The sequence below is a fragment of the Streptomyces ovatisporus genome (assembly GCF_042653885.1).
GTDB lineage: Bacteria > Actinomycetota > Actinomycetes > Streptomycetales > Streptomycetaceae > Streptomyces > Streptomyces ovatisporus.
On record NZ_JBHSFH010000006.1, the window covers coordinates 228,067 to 247,652 of the forward strand.

The following is a 19,586-nucleotide window of genomic DNA, read 5'->3' on the forward strand; positions in this document are numbered from 1 at the left end:
ATCCATCGGCTGTGAACGCCCAGGTCCCGTACTCGCTCGCGGAGAGCGGGTACGGGACCAGGTGTGTGCGACGGGTACGGGACCAGGTGTGTCCGAGGGAAACGGCCCAGCTGAAGTTCGCCGGGGCCGGCAGAGAGCTCAGGAAACGACGTCCTTCCGGGCGAACCCCCGGAACGCGAGGGCGAACAGCACCAGGGCGTAGGCCACCGATACCGAGGCCCCTTTCAGCATCCCCGCCCACTCCAGTTGAGGCTGTACGGCGTCCGCCCACGCGTATTGCCAGTGCGCCGGCAGGAACTCCCGCCACTGACCGAGGGCTTCGACTGCGTCCAGCAGATTTCCGACGATCGTCAGGCCGACCGCGCCGCCCACCGCACCCAGCGGCGCATCAGTGAGGGTCGAGAGCCAGAACGCCAGGCCCGCCGTGACCAGTTGTGAGACGAAGACGAATGCGACGGTGAGGGCGAGCCTCAACAGGGCGCCGCCCGCGGGGATCGAGCTGCCCGTCGGGCTCTGGAGCGGCTGCCACCCGTAGGCAACGGTGCCCACGGCCAAGGACAGCAGAGGCAGCAGCACGATCGCGGCCAGGCTGAAGGTCAGCGCGACCATGAGCTTGCTCCACAGCAGCCGCGCGCGCGGTACGGGCGCGGCGAGCAGGTAGCGCAGCGACGCCCATCCGGCCTCCGAGGCGACGGTGTCCCCGAAGAACAACGCCACCGGGACGACCAGCAGAAATCCGGCGGACAGGAACAGCGCCGAAATGGCGAAGTTGAGCCCGGATGCGGTGGCGGTGTCCAGCAGGTTGATCCGCCGCTCCCGGCCGGCTCCGTCACCGTCGCCGCCGTCGCCGCCGATCGCGAACGCCACGACCAGGATGAACGGAAGGACGGCCAGGATCATCGCCACCACCGCCGTACGGCGGCGCCGCAACTGCCGTACGGCCTCCACCCGGAAGGGCAGGGTGCGGCCCGGCCGGTAGCCGGACGCGGTCTCCAGCTGGGCGGTCACGAGGTCTCTCCTTCGATCAGGGTGAGGAAGGCGTCCTCCAGGCGGCGGTGCGGCGCGAGGCCGTTCACCGGAATCTCCATCCCGACGAGTTCCGCGAGCAGTTGGGACGGGCTCGCGCCGCTCAGCCGTACCAGCAGGCCGTCGTCGGTCCGTACGGCGGAGAGCACTCCCGGCAGTCCGGCGACCTTCCCCAGCACGGCGTCCGGAAGGGGCGGGCCGTCGATCCCGACGAGCAGCGTCTCTCCGGAGCCCGTGATCTCCGTGACCGCGCCCGCCTGCACCAGCCGTCCGCGGTCCATGACGACGAGGTGGGTGCAGGACTGCTCGACCTCGGCCAGCAGGTGGGAGGAGACGATCACGGTGCGGCCCTGGGCGGCGTACCGGATCATGACCTCGCGCATCTCACGGATCTGCGGCGGATCGAGTCCGTTGGTCGGCTCGTCGAGGATCAGCAGGTCGGGCAGGCCGAGCATGGCCTGGGCGATGGCCAGCCGCTGACGCATGCCCTGGGAGTACGTGCGCACCGCGCGGTGGACGGCGTCTCCGAGCCCGGCGATCTCCAGCGCATCCTCGATGCGGGCGTCCCTCGTGGGACGGCCGGTCGCGGCCCAGTACAGCTCCAGGTTCGCGCGCCCCGACAGGTGCGGGAGGAAACCCGCGCCCTCGACGAAGGCGCCCACCCGGGAGAGCACCGGCGCGCCGGGCCGCACAGCGTGCCCGTAGATCCGGATCTCACCCGCGTCGGGCGTGACCAGGCCCATCAGCATGCGCAGGGCGGTGGTCTTGCCCGCGCCGTTCGGGCCGAGGAGACCGAGCACCTGGCCCTTCTCGACGCGGAAGGACAGGTCGCGTACGGCGTACCGGTCATCGGACTTCGCGTAGCGCTTCGTCAGCCCGGTGATTTCCAGCGGCACTTCGGCAAGTCCGGGAGCGGGGGCCGGGGCCGGAGAACGGCGCCTGCCGGTCACCAGCAGGACCGCGACGACGGCTCCGGCGAGGGGAAGACCCCAGACCCAGTCGGGCAGCGGGGCGGCTTCGGTGCTGACGCCGTCGGCAGTGGGCACGCTCAAGCCGCCGCCCATCACCGAGGCGGTGTACGAGCTGGGTTCGGCCGGCGACGCGTAGCCGAGGTCGGTGGTGGCGAGGACGAGCCGGAGCCGGTGGCCGGCCTCGACCTCGTAGTGCACGGCAGGCAGACGGAGTTCCACGGTCCGGCCCTTCTCGGCGCCGGTGATCCGGACGGAGGAGACGAGCTGGGAGGGCAGGGTCGTGTCGCCGTCAGGCCCGACGTCGTACACCTTCGCGAAGAGCACGGCGTCGTCGGCGCTGTCGGACTTCACCCGCACCTTGGCGGTGGGAGAGCCGGTGACGCGCAGAGAGCTCCGCAGCGGCCGGGAGTCGAAGCGCGCGTGCTGGCCCGGGAAGTCGACGTTGAGGCCGCCGACGCCGAGTGAGGACAGCTGCGAGAGGCCGCTGCCGAGGCTGGGAACGGAGGAGATCGAGGGCGGCCCCGCGCCCGGCGGGTTCTCGAAGCGCTTCTCCCCGGTGTCGAGGGCGACCCCGCGGGCACCGCTGTTCAATCCGGGGTAGTCGGCGCCGGTGGCGCCCCGCGTCCGGACCGTGCCGTCCGTGGAGTCCACCCCTCCGGCCTCGGTGACGCGGAAGGCCGGTCCTGTGTCCACGCCCTCGTCGCCCTTCAGATGGCGGTCGAACCAGGCCGTCGTACGGGCATCGAGACGGGCCGTCTCCAGGTCGCCGCCGTCGTGGCCGCCCGCGAACCAGTCGACGGAGACGGGCGCGCCGTTGGCACGTACCGCCTTGGCGACGGCGTCGGCCTGGCCGAGCGGGAAGAGGGAATCGGCCTGGCCCTGGGCGATCAGCGTGGGCACCTCGATCCGGTCCTCGACGGCGGACGGGCTGCGGTCTTCCAGCAGTTCACGTGCGGCGGCGTCCGGCTTGCCGCTCACCGCCACCCGCTCGTACATCTCGCACAGCTCCGCCTCGAAGCGGCCACAGCCGCCCTGGGGAGAGCCGGAGCCGAAGAAGACCCCGGCCCAGAGCTTTTTGAAGACCCCGTCCGGGAACAGCGAGTCGGCCAGATTCCAGTACGTCATGCGCGGCGCGATGGCGTCGACCCTGTCGTCGTGTCCCGCCGCGAGCAGGGCGATGGCGCCGCCGTACGAGGCTCCGGCCATTCCGACCCGCGGGTCGCCGGCGTCGTCGAGCCGCACCTCGGGGCGCCGGGCAAGCCAGTCGATCAGGCGGGAGACGTCCGCGACCTCGTGCTCCGGGTCGTTGAGGCCGATCTCACCGGTCGAGTCTCCGAAGCCGCGCGCCGACCAGGTCAGTACGGCGTATCCCCGGCGAGCCAGGTTCTGCGCCTGCGCACGCATGTCGTCCTTGTCTCCGCCGAAACCGTGGCCGAGCAGCACCACGGGCCGCTTCTCGGAGCGGGAGCCCGAGGTGAAGTACGAGGCGTCGATCCGTGCGTCCGGCATGGCGAAGGTCCGGTCGACCCGCTCGACGGGCGGCTGTTCACCGGACGCCGTCGCGTTCCAGGCGCCCGCTCCGGCGAGCACGACCACGGCGGCTGCCCCGACGAGCAGCCGTCTCCGGCCACCGCGCGCCGTGCCGCGCAGCCGGGCCGACAGTGCCGACAGCCGGGCCGGCCTGTTCCCACGGCTCTTTCGCAGATCCATGCTCGAACCCTAGAAGGACGGACGACGGATTACCGGGGGTCTCCAGGTGGATTCCGGCTCCGCTCCCGGGCGTACGCTCACGCCTCCGCGTACAACTACCGCGGTACGGCCGCGGTCCCGATGGCCCGGCCCCCGTACCGCCCGGGAAGCGCATCATGCACGACGCAGGACCGGACCGGCTCGAAACCGGAGTCGAGCCGTCCGATGCAGAAGCCGCCCCCGGCTCGTGGCCGGAGAAACCGTCATTGTCGGGTTGTTCCTCGTTCTCGCCGAAGGCGGCGGCCGGGCGACATCGTGGGACGCGACCGCCACTCGGCAACTCCTTCAGCAGCGCGGGATAACCAAGTTGCTCCGGAAGCATGCGAGTTGGCGCCGAATTGGGAATCGGCCCCACGGAGAGCGGACGTTCGCCGCACTGGGGCGAACGAGCCGGGGCGTATAGCATCCGCGCCCATGACGAAGAGCGAAATGATTGCCGCACGCAGACCGGCGTACATGTCCGACCTTGCTGAAGGAACCGACCGGTTCTTCGAAAGCCGCCGTGAGACCTGCCCGTGGTGCGCATCGACGAAGCCGTTCAAGGTGGTGCTGCGCACCTCGGACGTCATACAGCACAAGCCGGGAAAATTCGTGCTGGAATCCTGCACCGACTGCGGACATGTCTTCCAGAATCCGCGGCTGAACACAGAAGGCCTCGAGTTCTACTACCGGGACTTCTACGACGGGCTCGGCGCAGAAGACATGAATTCGACGCTCCAGTTCAACCGCTCGGGACACGAGGGCCGGGCCCGCATGGTCCTCGCCTCGGCAGGTACGCCCAAGCAGTGGCTCGACGTCGGCACCGGGCACGGTCACTTCCCGCATGACGCGAAGAGGGTGCTGCCCGACACCGAGTTCGACGGCCTCGACATGACCGACGGTGTCCTGCTCGCCCAGCAGGAGGGGCGTATCCGCAAGTCCTACCACGGCAACTTCGTCGAACTCGCCGAGGAGATCTCCGGCCAGTACGACGTGATCAGCATGTACCACTATCTGGAACACACCCTGGATCCGGGGAAGGAGATTGCCGCCGCCCACACGGCGCTCCCTGAGGGCGGGTACCTCTCCATCGAGTTGCCGGACCCCGAATCCGCCTGGAGCCGGCTGCTCGGCCGCTGGTGGACGCCCTGGTTGCAGCCACAGCACCTCCACATGATGCCGATCGCGAACCTGCGCGCCCGGCTGACGGAACTGGGGTTCACCGTGGTCGCCGAGCAGCGGGCCGAACCGCACATCGCCACGGACGCGGTGAACGCGGCGCTCCTCCTCGTGAACGCTGCCACGATCGCCGGAGAGAACCTGGCCTGGCGACCGGCTCCGCCGTCGCGTTTCCGCAGGGCGCTGCGGAAGACGGCATTCGTCGCGAGCCTTCCCCTGGTCGTGGCCGCGCTGCTGGTCGACCGTGTGATCGCGCCGATCGGCCGCAAACGAGGCATGTCCAACACCTACCGGGTGCTGGCGCGCCGGACGTCCTGATCCCGGCGGGCACGCCCCGCCTTCCCTTGTGGCCGGTGTCCGGAGGCCCCTGTCCCACCGGTGTCGAGCCCGCAGGACCGCCGCTCGGTCTGCGGCATTCCTGGGCCAGGTTGCCCCTGACCGGGGATGTCCCCACCCACCAGGTCTCCCGGTGGATGGGGCACACGTCGATCGAGATCACAGTGGACCGCTGCGGCCACCTGACGGAGGACGGTCGGTGAACGCTGCCGTCAGGTGCCCATGCCGCGTCGGGCGGTCCGTGCTCAGCCGATACCCACGCTCCGCAGGACGCGGCGCTGAGCGGACGTCGGGTCGGTCGGGAAGTAGAGGTAACACACCCCGCCCGTACCGGACTTGACCTTGCCGTCCGCGTCCTTGCGCTTGGTGCGGAGCCAGATGTTCTCCCATTGACGCCGCTTGTAGACGCGGCGGACCGCGTCGTTGTCGTCGGAGGCCGGGTCGTTGGCGATGACGTCCCCGTCGTCGGTGAAGCCGACCACTGTCATCAGGTGCCCGGCCGTGCCGTAGCCCGCGCCGTCGAGTTCGGACTCGATGAAGGACTGCGACGTGATGAGGGGGATGCCGGCCGCGACGAGCCGTTCGGCGTCCGTCAGGCTCTCCAGGCGGGTGACGACGCCTTCCATGTCGCGGTAGGTCGCCGCGTAGGCGGCGTTGAACGGCCAGTTGCCGCATCCCTCGTACTGGTAGTCGAAGGCGTGACGGGCGGCGTGGCACACCTGGGGATCGGCGTAGGAGGGGTCGACCCACTCCAGGTCCTCCGCCGACGGCTTGCGCCCCCAGTACTCGATGATCATCTGGGAGGAGGTCGGGCTGCACCACGCCTCGCCGCCGCCGTCGTACTCCGGGTACTGCCCCTTGTGGATCTCCTGCGAGTAGCGCGGCACCTCCAGCTCGACGCCCCGCGGCAGGCTCGGCTCGGAGGCGGGGACGTCGAACCGGTCCGGGACGTCGGAGCTCATGGCGCTCAGCCGCCACACGGCCGGTTCGGCTCCGCCGGCGAGGGCGCGGTAGAGGGTCAGGCGCACCTGGTAAGCGATCACACGCAGGCCGCCGGCCAGGTCGTCGATGGCGAGCGTGTCCGTCCAGACACTGGACTTGTCGTCGCTCTGGTCGTCGACGGAGGTGCGGCGCGGTACGTCTTCGCCGTCGCCTGCGGTCCAGATGCCCATGGTGTACCAGGGCGACTTGGTGCCGTCCGAGTAGAGGCACTTGAGCTCGATGCGCACCCAAGTACCGGCCGGGGTGTGCGCGTTCCAAGACGTGATGATCTCGCCGGCGGCCACGCCCGCCTTGCGCAGCGGCGAGGTCCAGGTGGCGTACTCCCACGTCTCCGTCTTGTCGGTGTGGGGGTCCTTGTACTCCGTGGTGCCCTGCGGCGTCTCGAAGACGATGCGCGGACGGCCCGAGTTGACGGCGCGTACGCCCTCGGCCTTGCCCTCCGCCCAGTCCCGGTAGCGGTGCCAGGTGTGCAGCGAGACGTGCGACGCACCGCCGCCCGCCCGTGTGCCTCCGCCGGCGCTCCCCGCGCCCAGCCCGGCGGCGGACGCGGGCTGTCCGGCTGCGACACCGGCTGCGGTGGCTACGGCGGCAGCCAGTACGGTACGGCGCGTGGCGGGTCTGCTGTTCATGGCCATAGATCCCTCAACTCGGTTCCCATGCGGCGTCAGGTGCGCGTCAGACTGCCACTATCTCCGCTGCGGTGCTCGCCGTGCCAGGGATCGGCCCCCCGAACGCACTCACCAATATTGGTTTGGACCACTGCTGCGGCCCGCGTACGGCGCCTTGCACGCGGGCCGTACGCTGAATGCGATGCCCCGGCAAGCGGACCCTCAATCCGTCCTCGACCCCGCGTCCCTCGCTGCGGAGCTGGCCGCCGCTCCCCCCTCGTGCGGGCCCGTGCGGCTCGTGGCCGTGGACGGGCACGCCGGGTCGGGCAAGACGACCTTCGCCGCCGTCCTCGCCGAGCAGCTGGACGGTGCGCCGGTGCTGCATCTGGACGACTTCGCCACTCACGGGTCCTTCTTCGGATGGACCGGGCGGCTCACGGAGCAGGTGCTCCTCCCCCTCGCCGGGGGCCGTCCCGCGCGCTACGTCCCCTACGACTGGACGCGGGGGGCCTTCCCCCCGGACGCGGACACAGCAGCCGTCGTCCCCGCGGCTCCCGTCGTCCTCATCGAGGGCGTGGGAGCGGGACGGCGTGCCCTGCGCCCGCATCTGGCCCGCGTGCTGTGGATGGACGTCGCCCCGGCGGAGGCGTGGGGGCGTGGACGGCGGCGGGACGGTACGCGGCTGTCCGGATTCTGGGACGCGTGGACGTGCGCCGAGACTACGCATTTCGCCGAGGACCCCTCGTATTCGTATGCGAATTACCTGGTGCGTCGGGGAGCGCAGGGATACGAGGTGCGCAGGGGACCCCGGAGGCACGGCTGACGGGCTCAACTCGTCACTCAACGTTACGCGTTGGGTGTCCGTGCGGCGTCGCTCCGGGAGAGTCGCGCAGAGCCGCTTGACCCGGGGACCCCACAGGAATTACTTTTCCAGAAGGCGGTCTGTACAGGTCGCCCGCAGACGCGAAGCCCCCGGTTGTTCCCCCGTGATCGGGGGCTTCGTTCTGCCCGGACACCGGCCGTCGAGGACCTCTCCGGCCATGGCGCTCACCGTACGTCACCGGACCAGCCCGGAGCGCAGCCTTCCACTTCGGTGCCCGGCGTGCTCCCGGATCGGCCTTCGGCGGCGACGACCCCGCAGGTACGATGCTTGGGGGCGGCGGACTTCGGGCAAACCAGGGTCAGCCGACCCCAAATCCCGCCCGGAGTACGGACGTTCGTCCTGCACCTCATCCGGTCGTCCGGTGATGGGGGCGCCCCGGGGCCCGCTCCCGGGACGCAAGCGGGCGGCCGTCGGCGGATGACGGGGGGACGTTTCGTGGGGGACGTGATGGACTACGGCAGGCAGAGTGGCCCGCACCTCCACGCCCCTGCCGATCTCGCCTGGCTGCGCGGGGTGGACGCCTACACGGTGGGCCAGTACGCCCAGGCCGAGGAGGAGTTCCACACGGCGGTACGGCTCGACCCCGGAATGGCCGACGGCTGGCTGGGACTTCACGCCCTGCGCGCCGACACCCACACGGCCCTCCTGCACATGTACCAGCACCGGCAGCGCTTCGGCGAACAGCGCGAACGCTACGCCCGCAACCTCAACTCCTGGTACTGGCTGGGCTGGTGGGTCCAGCCGGTACTCGAGAGCGAGCGTGACCTGCTGCTCGCGCACGCCTCGCACTGGCTCGACGGGCGGCACGTCGCGGAACTGGACCGGGCGCTGGCCGACTGCCCGCCCGTGGAGACCGACCCCCAGGTGCGCTTCCTGCACGCGTGCCGCGCCTACCTCGCCAAGGACTGGGAGCGGCTCGTCGCCCACACCGAGCCCCTCGTCGAGGATCCGCTGCTGGGCATCGAGGCCGGGCTGTTCGCGGGAATGGCCCGGGTGCGGCTGGAGATGTACGGGCAGGCCGAGCCGCTGCTCGCCTCCGCCCTGATGCGCTGCCGCAGCGAACAGCCGCAGCGCAAGGAGCTGCGGTACTGGCTGGCCCGGGCCCGGGAGGGCACCGGACGCAGCGCTGCGGCGCTGCCGCTCTACCGCGCCGTGCACCGCATAGATCCGGCGTTCATGGACACGGCTGCCCGGCTGACCGCCATCGCCGAGAGCGACGGTCTCGGCGATTCCGGCGACTTGGCCGCCGCGATCACCCTCGCGGGCACCGGCGGCGGACGCGGCCTGGACGGCCTCGACGGACCGGACGGGCCGCCCGGCGGGCCGGAGCCGGGCCAGGACGCGGGTGACCTCCCCGCCGACGGTCCGCCGACCGGGTCCGCGGCGGCCCCCGGCTTCGACGCGCCCGATCCCGCGGAGAGCGCGGACCCGGACCTGGACCCGGTCGCCGACGCGCTGAGCCTGGAGGACTCCGGCGACCCGGCGGAGCCGGTACGGGTGGATTCCGACGCCGTACGGAACCGGATGGTCCCCCACACGGCCGACACCGGCACGGACCGCGTGCTCGCCGGCCCCTCCGACCCGGTCCTGCTCGCGCAGGCGCTGGACGAGCTGGAGCGGATGGTCGGCCTGGAACCGGTCAAGCGTCAGGTGCGGGCGCTCTCGGCCCAGCTGCACATGGCCCGGCTGCGTGCCGCTCAGGGCCTGCCCGTACAGCCGCCGAAGAGGCACTTCGTCTTCTCCGGGCCGTCCGGAACGGGCAAGACGACGGTCGCACGCATCCTCGGCCGGGCGTTCTACGCGCTGGGACTCTTGGGCGGCGACCATCTCGTGGAGGCCCAACGGGCCGATCTGGTCGGGGAGTTCCTCGGTCAGACGGCCGTGAAGGCCAACGAGCTCATCGACTCGGCGCTGGGCGGGGTGCTGTTCGTCGACGAGGCGTACGCGCTGGCCAACTCCGGCTACAGCAAGGGCGACGCGTACGGCGACGAAGCACTGCAGGTGCTGCTGAAGCGTGCGGAGGACAACCGCGACCAGCTGGTCGTCATCCTGGCCGGATACCGGGAGGGCATGGACCGCCTGCTGGCCGCCAACCCCGGTCTGTCGTCCCGCTTCACGACGCGCGTCGACTTCCCCAGCTACCGCCCCCTGGAGCTGACCGCGATCGGCGAGGTGCTCGCGGCGGAGAACGGCGACGTGTGGGACGAGGAGAGTCTGGAGGAGATGCGCAGCATCAGCGGCCACGTCGTCGACCAGGGCTGGGTCGACGAACTTGGCAACGGCCGTTTCCTGCGCACCCTTTACGAGAAGAGCTGCGCGTACCGCGATCTGCGGCTGTCCGGCTACCCGGGCACCCCCACTCGTGAGGACCTCTCCACGCTGCGGCTGCCCGACCTGATGCAGGCGTACGGGGAAGTGCTCTCCGGGCGGGGCCCTGACGGACCTCGCTTCGACCCTCCCTCTCCGCTGGGCTGAGCGGCGCTACCTCCCCGCACGGCCTCAGCCGGCCGGGACCTCCGAAGCGGCCCTGTCGGCGGCCTCCGGTGAACTTCCCCCGTCCTGCGCGGAGTTGCCCGTGTCTCCCGTCTCTGAAGTCCCTGCTGTCCCGGCTGTCCCGGCCATCCCTGCCGCGGAGCCGGACGTACGCTGTCTCGGCGGCGCCCCGGCCGGCTCGTGCGCCGGGTCGTGCACCTCTCCGACGAGCATCTCCAGCACGTCCTCGAGCGCCGCCAGACCCAGTACCCGCCCCGCCGCGTCGGCGACGGCCGCCAGGTGGGAGGCGGCGCCGCGCATCGCGGCGAGTGCGTCGTCCAGGGGCAGTTCGGCGCGGAGCGTGGCCATCGAGCGCCACAGGTGCTGCGGCACGGCACGGTGGTGCTCGGTGAGGTCCAGTACGTCCTTGACGTGCAGGTACCCCATGAAGGCCCCGTCGGGTGCGCAGATGGGGAAGCGGGAGTAGCCGGTACGGACCGTCAGTTCCTCGACCTCGCGAGGGGTGACGTCGGGCGGAACGGTCACCAGGGACGTACGGGAGAGGAGCACGTCCGTGACGGGGCGGGAGCCCAGCTCCAGGGCGTCGGAGAGGCGTTCGTGCTCCGCGTGGTCGAGGAGACCGGCCTGCCGGGAGTCGGCGAGGAGGTCGGTGAGCTGCTCACTGGTGCAGACGGCCTCGACCTCGTCCCTGGGCTCGACGTGGAAGAGCCGCAGGATCCACTTGGAGCAGCTGTCCAGGGCGGCGGTCACCGGCCGGCACAGCCGCGCGAAACCGACCAGGGCGGGGCTCAGCCACAGCGCGGTGCGCTCCGGTGCGGCCATCGCCAGGTTCTTCGGCACCATCTCCCCGATGACGAGGTGGGCGGAGACCACGACGGCCAGCGCGACGACGTACCCGACCGGGTGGACGAGTGCCTCGGGCAGCCGCACGGCGTGGAAGACGGGCTCCAGCAGGTGCGCGATGGTGGGTTCGGCGACCGCGCCGAGTGTCAGCGAGCAGACGGTGATGCCGAACTGCGCGGCGGCCATCATCTGCGGCAGGTTCTCCAGACCGGTGAGCACCTTGCGGGCACGCGCCGATCCGCCGGCGGCCAGTGGTTCGATCTGGCTGCGGCGCACCGACACCAGGGCGAACTCGGCCCCCACGAAGAACCCGTTGCCCAGCACCAGCAGGGCGGCGAAGAGGAGCTGCAGGGTGCTCAACGGAGGCTCCCCCCGGGTCGCGGCGTTCCGTCCGGCTCGGCCTGCTCCGGTGCACGTGCGGACGGCCCGGCGGCGCTTACGCCGTCCTCCACCCTCACGATCCGGACGCGTTCGGCCCGGTGATGCCTGACGTGCCGTACCCGCAACTGCCAGTCGGGAGCTTCCGGCCCTCCGCTCAGGACGGCGACGTCGCCGGGGGCGGGGATGCGCCCGAGCCGGTCGGCGACAAGCCCGGCGACGGTCTCGTACGGGCCTTCCGGCGCGCGGAGGCCGATGCGGCGCAGCATGTCCACCCGGCAGCCTCCGTCGGCCTCCCACGCGGGCCGCCCCTCCGGGTCGGGCGGGGCGGGAGCCAGCGCGGGGACGTCGTCCCCGTCGTGCTCGTCGCGTACTTCGCCGACCAGTTCCTCGACGATGTCCTCGAGGGTGACCACTCCCGCCGTACCGCCGTACTCGTCGACGACCACGGCGATGGGCGCCTCGCGGCGCAGCCGTTCCAGCAGCGGCTGCACGGGCAGCGATTCCGGGACCTGCAGAACGGGCGCCGTGATCCGGGTGACCGGCGTGCGCAGACGTTCTTCGGCGGGGACGGCGAGCGCGTCCTTCAGGTGGGCGATGCCGGTGATCTCGTCCAGCCGTTCGCTGTAGACGGGGAAGCGGGAGTGTCCTGTGGCGCGGGTGAGGTTGAGGACGTCCTCGGCGGTCGCGCCGGTCTGCAGGGCGCAGACGCGCACACGCGGCGTCATCACGTGCTGCGCCGTCAGGCCGGCCAGCGAGAGGGTCCGGACGAACAGGTCGGCGGTGTCCTGCTCGATGGCGCCCGCGCGTGCGGAGTGCCGTGCGAGGGAGACCAGTTCGCCGGGTGTTCGGGCCGAGGCGAGCTCCTCCGCCGGCTGCACGCCGAACGCGCGGACGATGCGGTTGGCCAGGGCGTTGAGCAGGGTGATCAGCGGCCGGAAGGCGGCGGAGAAGAGCCGCTGGGGGCGCGCGACGAAGCGGGCGACCTGCATCGGCCGGGAGACCGCCCAGTTCTTCGGGACGAGTTCACCGACGACCATCTGCAGCGCGGACGCCAGCAGCATGCCGATCATGACGGCTATGCCGGGTACCAGCCCCTCCGGCAGCCCGGAGGCCGCCAGCGGCGGGCCCAGCAGCCGGGCGAGGGCCGGTTCGGAGAGCATGCCGACGACCAGCGAGGTGAGCGTGATGCCCAGCTGGGTCCCGGAGAGCTGGAAGGACAGCTCGCGCAGGGCGGCGGTCACGGCGCGGGCCCGGCGGTCGCCTTCGGCAGCGGCACGTTCGGCTTCGGGGCGCTCCACGGTGACGAGGCCGAACTCGGCAGCGACGAAGAAGCCGTTGGCCAGAATCAGCACGAAGGCTGCGGCGAGCAGTACGAGCGGGAGGGTCATGCTGTGGCTCCCCGGATGGGAAGGGAAGGCACAGCGCAGGTACTACAGGACGATCCGTCCATCGCTGACGGTGGTCACTCCTCGGGTAGCGGGCCGGGTGGGGGCGCGGTCCGAGCCGGTCACGGTTCGATCCGGCGCCCCGACCAGAGTAATCACCTTCGCGCGGCCCGCGGCAGAGGCGATGACCGGGCGAATCGGTTCTGCCCGGGGAAACGGCCGGGACGGATCGGCGCACTGCCGCGTGCACCGGGACGCTTCCGGCTGAAGTACGTCCGGCAGGGTGCGGGTTGGTTCGAGAGTCAGCGCACGGGTTCTCCCGAGCCGTGCTTCTGGGCCAGTGCGCGCAGTGCCGCGGCGTCACCGATCGCCTGCTTCTTCGCGATGCCCGGCTGGATGCCCATGGCGGGGAGGCTGGTGCCGTCGGCGAGGTCGAGCGCGACCCACGGGTCGCCGGCGCGGAGCCGGACGCCCAGGACTTCCGCCCATTCGAGGCGCCTCTTCGTCGTCAGGTTGACGACGGTCACGCCGTTCTCGTCCGCGGTGACGTGGGGCCGTGAGAGAAGCAGAAGCACACCGAGGAAGAGCAGCCCGGTCACGACGAAGCTGACCCGCTCCCCCGGCGCCGTCGCCGGCAGGAGAAGGGCGATCGCCGTGAGCACGGCGAAGAGTGCGACGCCCACGGTGACGAGGACGACGCGGGTCCGCGTCGGGCGGAACGTGACGGGCAGGGCGGGCAGTTGGGTCATGCGCGGAACTCCTGGCTGGTACGCACGCGCTGGTGCAGTGGCCGGGCGACGCACCCTAGAGGCGGCAGGCGTGGATGCCGGTGGTGAGGATGGCCCTCGCGCCCAGTTCGTACAGGTCGTCCATGATGCGCTGCGCCTCCTTCGTGCGGACCATGGAGCGCACGGCGACCCACCCCTGGTCGTGCAGCGGGGAGACGGTGGGCGATTCGAGGCCCGGGGTCAGGGCGACGGCCTGCTCCAGGTGCTCGGCGCGGATGTCGTAGTCCATCATCACGTAGCGCCGGGCCACGAGAACGCCCTGCATGCGGCGGAGGAACTGGCGCACCTTGGGGTCGTCGTCGGGGGCTCCGGTGCCCCGCACGACGACGGCCTCGGAGTGCAGGATCGGCTCGCTGATGATCTCAAGACCCGCGTTGCGCAACGTCGTTCCGGTCTCCACGACGTCTGCGATGACTTCTGCCACACCGAGCTGGATGGCGGTCTCCACCGCGCCGTCGAGGTGGACGACGGAGGCGTCGACGCCGTGGTCGGCGAGGTGCTTGGTGACCAGACCGGAGAAGGAGGTGGCGATCGTCATGCCGCCGAGGTCCGTCACGCTCTTCGCCGTTCCCGGACGGGTGGCGTACCGGAACGTGGAGCCGGCGAAGCCGAGTTGGAGGATCTCCTCGGCGCGGGCACCGGAGTCCAGGAGCAGGTCGCGTCCGGTGATGCCGATGTCGAGCTTGCCCGAACCGACGTAGACGGCGATGTCACGGGGCCGCAGGAAGAAGAACTCGACCTCGTTCTCGGTGTCGGCGAGCACCAGTTCGCGACGGTCCTTGCGCTGCCGGTAGCCGGCCTCATGGAGCATCTCCGACGCAGGCTCGGACAGTGAACCCTTGTTGGGGACGGCGATGCGCAGCATGGTGCGGGCTTCCTTTGCGTGAGGTGCGATGTGCGTGAGGTGCGGTTGCGTGGGCGGGAGGTTGTCGTGCGTGCGTCGGGCGAGGTGCGGGCCGGCCCCCAGGGGCTGCGGCGGACGAGCGGTCTGCGGACCGCCTCGTACGGGCCGCCGCTCAGAGATGAGCGTATACGTCCTCGAGTGATACGCCGCGGGCGATCATCATCACCTGCACGTGGTAGAGCAGCTGCGAGATCTCCTCGGCGGTGCGCTCGTCCCCCTCGTACTCGGCCGCCATCCACACCTCGGCGGCCTCCTCGACGATCTTCTTGCCGATGGAGTGGACGCCCTGGGCGGTCAGTTCCGCGGTACGGGAGGTGATGGGGTCGCCGGTGGCGGCTTTGTGCTGGAGCTCGGCGAAGAGCTCCTCGAAGGTCTTGTTCGCCATGGTGTCCTCAACTCTACGTGCAGGCCCCGGGGCTGCTAGCGCCAGGGTTCGGCCACGGTGCGCAGGACGGCGGCTGTCGCGACGGCGGCGGTGACCGCCTCGTGTCCCTTGTCCTCGGAGGAACCGGCGAGGCCGGCCCGGTCCAGGGCCTGCGCCTCGGTGTCGCAGGTCAGGACGCCGAAGCCGATGGGGACGCCGGAGTCGGCGGACACCTGCGTCAGGCCCTGGGTCACGCCCTGGCAGACGTAGTCGAAGTGCGGTGTCCCACCGCGGATGACGACGCCGAGTGCCACGATCGCGTCGTACCCGCGGTCTGCGAGGACCTTGGCCACGACCGGCAGCTCGAAGCTGCCGGGGACGCGCAGCAGCGTCGGTTCGTCGATGCCCAGTTCGTGCAGGGCGCGCAGCGATCCGTCCACGAGCCCGTCCATGACCTGCTGGTGCCACTGCGCGGCGATGACTGCGACGCGCAGGTCGCCGCAGTTCTTCACGGACAGTTCGGGGGCTCCCTTGCCGCTCACGTTGCTCCTTGCCTCAGGGGTGTCCGGCCGGGAGAACCGGCCGGTCGGGGTGGGGTGGGTGAAATGGGACGGTGCGTGTGCGGGGTCACTGACTGCCGCAGGGAGAGGCCTGGTCCAGCTCCAGCCACGGCAGATCGTGCCCCATCCGGTCGCGTTTGGTGCGCAGGTACTGCAGGTTGTGCTCGCCCGCCTCGACGGGCATGGCTTCCCGCTCGACGATCCGCAGCCCGTGCCGGGTGAGCGCCTCGGACTTCTCCGGGTTGTTGGTCATCAGGCGCAGCGACCGCACACCGAGGTCGCCGAGGATCTGGGCGGCGGCGGCGTAGTCGCGTGCGTCGGCGGGCAGCCCCAGTTCGAGGTTGGCGTCCAGGGTGTCGCGCCCGCGCTCCTGGAGTTCGTACGCGCGCAGCTTGGACAGCAGCCCGATCCCCCGGCCCTCGTGGCCGCGCAGGTAGACCACGACTCCCCTGCCTTCCTCCTGCACCTTCCGCAGGGACTCCTGCAGCTGTGTGCCGCAGTCGCACCGCAGAGACCCGAAGACGTCACCTGTCAGGCACTCCGAGTGGACGCGCACGAGGACGTCCTCGCCGCCGGCCTCCGTCACGTCACCGGTGACGAGAGCGATGTGTTCGACGCCGTCGAGGGTGGAGCGGTAGCCGTGGGCCTGGAAGTCGCCGTACTGCGTGGGCAGCCGTGTGACGGCCTCCCGGCGGACGGTGGGCTCGGACGTCCTGCGGTACGCGATGAGGTCCTCGATGGAGATGATCGCCAGGCCGTGCTTGCGGGCGAAGGGGATCAGCTCGGGCAGCCGCAGCATGGTGCCGTCCTCCCCTGCGATCTCGACGATGGCGGCGGCGGGACGCAGTCCGGCCAGCCGTGCCAGGTCCACGCCTGCCTCGGTGTGGCCTGGCCGCGCCAGTACGCCGCCGGGCTTGGCGCGCAGCGGGAAGGAGTGCCCGGGCCGTACGAAGTCCCCCGTTACGGACCCGGCGTCCGCGAGGAGGCGGATTGTGGTGGCGCGGTCGGCGGCGGAGATGCCGGTGGTGACGCCGTGGTGTGCGGCGGCGTCGACGGAGACGGTGAACGCGGTGCCCATGGCCTCGGAGTTCTGCTCGACCATCTGCGGCAGGTCGAGCCGGTCGAGATCCGCGGCCTCCATGGGAGTGCAGATCAGACCCCTGCACTCGCTCATCATGAACGCCACGATCTCGGGGGTGATCCGCTCGGCCGCGACGACCAGGTCGCCCTCGTTCTCACGGTCCGCGTCGTCGACGACCACCACGGGGCGGCCGAGGGCGATGTCCGCTATGGCGCGTTCGACGGGATCCAGCCCGAGATCCCCGGGGCCGAAGTCGTCGCGGCCCGGCACTCCGGCGTCGGTGGCCCGGTGCGCTGCGGACGGGGCGGGGGTGGTGCTCACGCTCATGTCTGCAACTCCTTCGTGGGACCCGTTCGGGCCGGTGGTGCGAGTCGTCCCGGCGGTGCCGGTCGCTGCGGTGGCGCTGTCGCTCATGGGAGTGCTCCTTCGGCGGCCGGCTGCTGCCCCGGCCCCCGGCCGGTGACGCCCGGTGTGCTCTCCGTACGGCGGGTCCGCAGCCACCAGCTGCGCAGACCCCACAGCACGAGGACGAGGTAGACGACGTACACCAGGCCCGAGAAGGCCAGCCCGCTGCTGAACGCCAGGGGGACGCCCACGATGTCGACCAGCAGCCAGGCGAACCAGAACTCCACCAGGCCACGCGCCTGCGCCGTCATGGCGGCGAGCGTGCCGACGAAGATGTACGCGTCCGGCCAGGGGCTCCACGAGAGAGAGGGGACGAGCGTGAAGAGCCCGCCGACGGCGAGCGTGCCCAGGGCCGTACCGGCCAGGAGCACGGCGCGCTCCCGTCCGGTTGCGAAACGCACCGCGACGGTTCCGTCCTGCGTCTGCCGCCTGCCGCGCTGCCACTGCCACCAGCCCCACAGGGCGACCGCTATGACCAGCAGCTGCTTGCCGACTCCACCCGCGAGCTGGGCCGAGTAGTAGGCGCCGACGAGCACGACGCCGGAGAGCACCTGGACCGGCCAGGTCAGGATCGAGCGCCGCCAGCCCAGTGCGAGGGCGGCGAGGCCGATGCTGTTGCCGATGATGTCGGAGTAGATGACGTGCTGCCCGAACGCGGTGAAGGCCTGGTCGTTGAGCCAGCCGAGAGCGCTCATCGGACGGTTTCCCTCACGTCCGCGGCGTCCCGCCCCGCTCCCCCGGCTCCCCTGCCCGTGCTGCGGTCCGCGTGCGCGCCGCCGCCGTGGGTCATGAGCCGCTCGACGTACTTCGCGAGCACGTCGACCTCCAGGTTGACCGGGTCCCCGGCCTGCTTGACGCCCAGGGTCGTCGCTTCGAGCGTCGTGGGGATCAGGCTGACGGTGAAGTGCTCGTCACCCGCCTCGACGACGGTGAGGCTGACGCCGTCGACGGTGATGGAGCCCTTCGCGACGATGTACCTGGCCAGCTCCGGGGGGATACGGACGGCCACGCTCCCCTGCTCGGTGCGTTCGGTGATGGTCCCGGTCCCGTCCACGTGTCCCTGGACCAGGTGACCGTCGAGCCTGCCGCCCAGTGCCATGGGGCGTTCGAGGTTGACGCGGGAGCCGGCTCGAAGCGCGCCGAGGCAGGAGCGTTTCAGCGTCTCGCCGATGACGTCCGCGGTGAACTCGCCGCCGGCCGTGTCGACGACGGTGAGGCAGACGCCGTTGACGGCGATCGACTCGCCGTGCCGTACGCCCTTGGTGACGAGCGGGCCGCGCAGGCGGAAGCGCGCGGCGCCCGGCAGCTCCTCGACGGCGACGACCTCGCCCAGTTCTTCGACGATTCCGGTGAACACTCAGGACTCCTCGGTGGCAGCGTGGGAAGCGGTGGAAGCGGTGACGGGGGAGGCAGCGGCGGCCCTGGCGCGTGCGGAGCCCGCGGGGACCGCTGTGATGCGCAAGTCCGGGCCGATGCGCACGGATTCGGTCATCTGCAGCCGCAACGCCTGCGCGACGGCGGCGATTCCGGCGTCGCCGAGCGCGGCGGGCCCGGCGCCCAGCAGGACGGGGGCGACGTAGCCGATGACTTCGTCGACAAGTCCCTCTTCGACGAAGGAGCCCGCGAGCGTCGGGCCGCCCTCCAGCAGCACCGAGCGCACTCCCCGTCCGTACAACTCCTCCAGCAGCGCGGTCAGGTCCAGGCCGCGCCGGCCCCCCTCGGCGCGGGGCAGGCGCAACACCTCGGCTGCGTCGCCGAGTTCAGCGGTGGAGGCTTCCTGCGCGACGGCGATCAGCGTGGGTGCGGTGCCGTCGAGCACGCGGGCGCCGGGCCGTACAGCGGTGGCGGCGGTGTCGATCACGACGCGCAGCGGCTGCACGGCACCGGACACGCCGCGCACAGCGAGCTGCGGGTCGTCGGCGCGAGCGGTCCCGGAGCCGACGATCACGGCGTCGGTGCGGGCGCGGAGGCGGTGGACGTCGGCACGTGCCGCGTCGGAGGTGATCCAGCGGCTGGAGCCGTCGGCAGCGGCGCTTCGGCCGTCGAGCGAGGCTGCGTACTTCCATACGACGTACGGACGCTGCACGCGCACCGCGGTGAGCCAGGCGGCGTTGACGGCTGCCGCCTCGTCGGCCAGCAGCCCGCGCTCCACGTCGATGCCCGCTCCGGCCAGGGTGCGTTCGCCGCCGTTCGCGCCGGGATCTGCGACGGCGTAGACGACGCGGGCGATCCCGGCGTCGATCAGGGCCCGGGAGCAGGGGCCCGTACGTCCGGTGTGGTCGCACGGTTCGAGCGTGACGACTGCGGTGCCGCCCCTCGCGTCGTCCCCGGCCTCGGCGAGGGCGTGTACCTCGGCGTGCGGGCCGCCGGCCCGCTGGTGCCAGCCTTCGCCGACGGGGTGGCCCTCGGAGTTCAGGACGACGCAGCCGACGACGGGATTGGGGCTGGTCGATCCCAGCCCGCGGGCGGCGAGTTCGACTGCTCGGCGCATGGCAGCACGCTCGGCCGGTTCGGCGGACGGTGCTGAGCCTGCGGCGTCGGTGGCCACCGGGTCTCTCCTGCCTCTAGGGCACGGACTCCGGGGCATGTGGGATCTCTGCGGACCTGTGAGCCGGCTGCACCGCCTGGTCTCCGAGGAGCCGGGAACCG

Annotated in this window: 16 protein-coding genes; 3 read left to right on the forward strand and 13 right to left on the reverse strand. The window is 71.4% G+C overall.

Features of this window, described 5'->3' with window-relative positions; genetic code table 11:
* Window positions 1-138: 138 nt before the first annotated feature.
* The gene (locus tag ACFPA8_RS12230; protein WP_386446789.1) at window positions 139-1,008 is read right to left on the reverse strand and encodes an ABC transporter permease; all 870 of its coding nucleotides are present in this window, start codon (window positions 1,006-1,008) and stop codon (window positions 139-141) included.
* Window positions 1,005-3,707, reverse strand: a complete 2,703-nt coding sequence (locus tag ACFPA8_RS12235) for an alpha/beta fold hydrolase (RefSeq protein ID WP_386446792.1) — start codon at window positions 3,705-3,707, stop codon at window positions 1,005-1,007. The genes ACFPA8_RS12230 and ACFPA8_RS12235 overlap by 4 nt, the downstream gene beginning before the upstream one ends.
* A gap of 453 nt (window positions 3,708-4,160) precedes the next feature.
* Between ACFPA8_RS12235 and ACFPA8_RS12240 the strand changes: the two genes are divergently transcribed.
* Window positions 4,161-5,222, forward strand: a complete 1,062-nt coding sequence (locus ACFPA8_RS12240; protein WP_386446795.1) for a class I SAM-dependent methyltransferase — start codon at window positions 4,161-4,163, stop codon at window positions 5,220-5,222.
* A gap of 263 nt (window positions 5,223-5,485) precedes the next feature.
* On the opposite strand, the gene ACFPA8_RS12245 is transcribed toward ACFPA8_RS12240, so the two are convergent.
* Window positions 5,486-6,871 (reverse strand): peptidase C39 family protein, encoded by a 1,386-nt coding sequence (locus tag ACFPA8_RS12245; protein WP_386446798.1) that lies wholly within the window; start codon window positions 6,869-6,871, stop codon window positions 5,486-5,488.
* 181 nt (window positions 6,872-7,052) lie between these two features.
* Here ACFPA8_RS12245 and ACFPA8_RS12250 point away from each other — a divergent pair, with 181 nt between their 5' ends.
* Together ACFPA8_RS12250 and ACFPA8_RS12255 are read left to right on the forward strand one after the other, a co-directional pair.
* Window positions 7,053-7,673: a uridine kinase family protein gene (locus ACFPA8_RS12250; RefSeq protein WP_386446800.1), complete on the forward strand. Its 621-nt coding sequence runs from the start codon at window positions 7,053-7,055 to the stop codon at window positions 7,671-7,673.
* A gap of 507 nt (window positions 7,674-8,180) precedes the next feature.
* A complete protein-coding gene (locus ACFPA8_RS12255; RefSeq protein ID WP_386447636.1) occupies window positions 8,181-10,208 on the forward strand; it encodes an AAA family ATPase in 2,028 nt (675 codons plus the stop codon).
* A 24-nt stretch (window positions 10,209-10,232) separates the two neighbouring features.
* On the opposite strand, the gene ACFPA8_RS12260 is transcribed toward ACFPA8_RS12255, so the two are convergent.
* The 10 genes from ACFPA8_RS12260 to ribD all read right to left on the reverse strand — a co-directional run bounded on the left by ACFPA8_RS12260 (window position 10,233) and on the right by ribD (window position 19,428).
* Window positions 10,233-11,429, reverse strand: coding sequence for a hemolysin family protein (locus tag ACFPA8_RS12260; RefSeq protein ID WP_386446803.1), 1,197 nt, complete (start codon window positions 11,427-11,429; stop codon window positions 10,233-10,235).
* On the reverse strand, window positions 11,426-12,838 hold the full coding sequence (locus tag ACFPA8_RS12265) for a hemolysin family protein (protein WP_386446806.1): 1,413 nt from the start codon (window positions 12,836-12,838) through the stop codon (window positions 11,426-11,428). Before ACFPA8_RS12265 ends, ACFPA8_RS12260 begins: the two co-directional genes overlap by 4 nt.
* 299 nt (window positions 12,839-13,137) lie before the next feature.
* A complete protein-coding gene (locus ACFPA8_RS12270) occupies window positions 13,138-13,584 on the reverse strand; it encodes a PH domain-containing protein (RefSeq protein ID WP_386446809.1) in 447 nt (148 codons plus the stop codon).
* 55 nt (window positions 13,585-13,639) lie between these two features.
* Window positions 13,640-14,488, reverse strand: coding sequence for an ATP phosphoribosyltransferase (gene hisG / locus ACFPA8_RS12275; RefSeq protein ID WP_386446812.1), 849 nt, complete (start codon window positions 14,486-14,488; stop codon window positions 13,640-13,642).
* Between the two features lie 151 nt (window positions 14,489-14,639).
* Entirely contained in the window at window positions 14,640-14,912 is a 273-nt protein-coding gene (locus ACFPA8_RS12280; RefSeq protein ID WP_386446815.1) for a phosphoribosyl-ATP diphosphatase, read from the reverse strand.
* 35 nt (window positions 14,913-14,947) lie between these two features.
* Window positions 14,948-15,433, reverse strand: a complete 486-nt coding sequence (gene ribH, locus ACFPA8_RS12285) for a 6,7-dimethyl-8-ribityllumazine synthase (RefSeq protein WP_386446817.1) — start codon at window positions 15,431-15,433, stop codon at window positions 14,948-14,950.
* An 85-nt stretch (window positions 15,434-15,518) separates the two neighbouring features.
* Window positions 15,519-16,859 (reverse strand): bifunctional 3,4-dihydroxy-2-butanone-4-phosphate synthase/GTP cyclohydrolase II, encoded by a 1,341-nt coding sequence (locus tag ACFPA8_RS12290; protein WP_386447640.1) that lies wholly within the window; start codon window positions 16,857-16,859, stop codon window positions 15,519-15,521.
* An 83-nt stretch (window positions 16,860-16,942) separates the two neighbouring features.
* Window positions 16,943-17,632: a nicotinamide mononucleotide transporter family protein gene (locus ACFPA8_RS12295; protein WP_386446820.1), complete on the reverse strand. Its 690-nt coding sequence runs from the start codon at window positions 17,630-17,632 to the stop codon at window positions 16,943-16,945.
* Window positions 17,629-18,294, reverse strand: coding sequence for a riboflavin synthase (locus ACFPA8_RS12300; RefSeq protein ID WP_386446823.1), 666 nt, complete (start codon window positions 18,292-18,294; stop codon window positions 17,629-17,631). The genes ACFPA8_RS12295 and ACFPA8_RS12300 overlap by 4 nt, the downstream gene beginning before the upstream one ends.
* Window positions 18,295-19,428, reverse strand: a complete 1,134-nt coding sequence (ribD, locus tag ACFPA8_RS12305; protein ID WP_386447643.1) for a bifunctional diaminohydroxyphosphoribosylaminopyrimidine deaminase/5-amino-6-(5-phosphoribosylamino)uracil reductase RibD — start codon at window positions 19,426-19,428, stop codon at window positions 18,295-18,297.
* Between the last annotated feature and the right edge of the window lie 158 nt (window positions 19,429-19,586).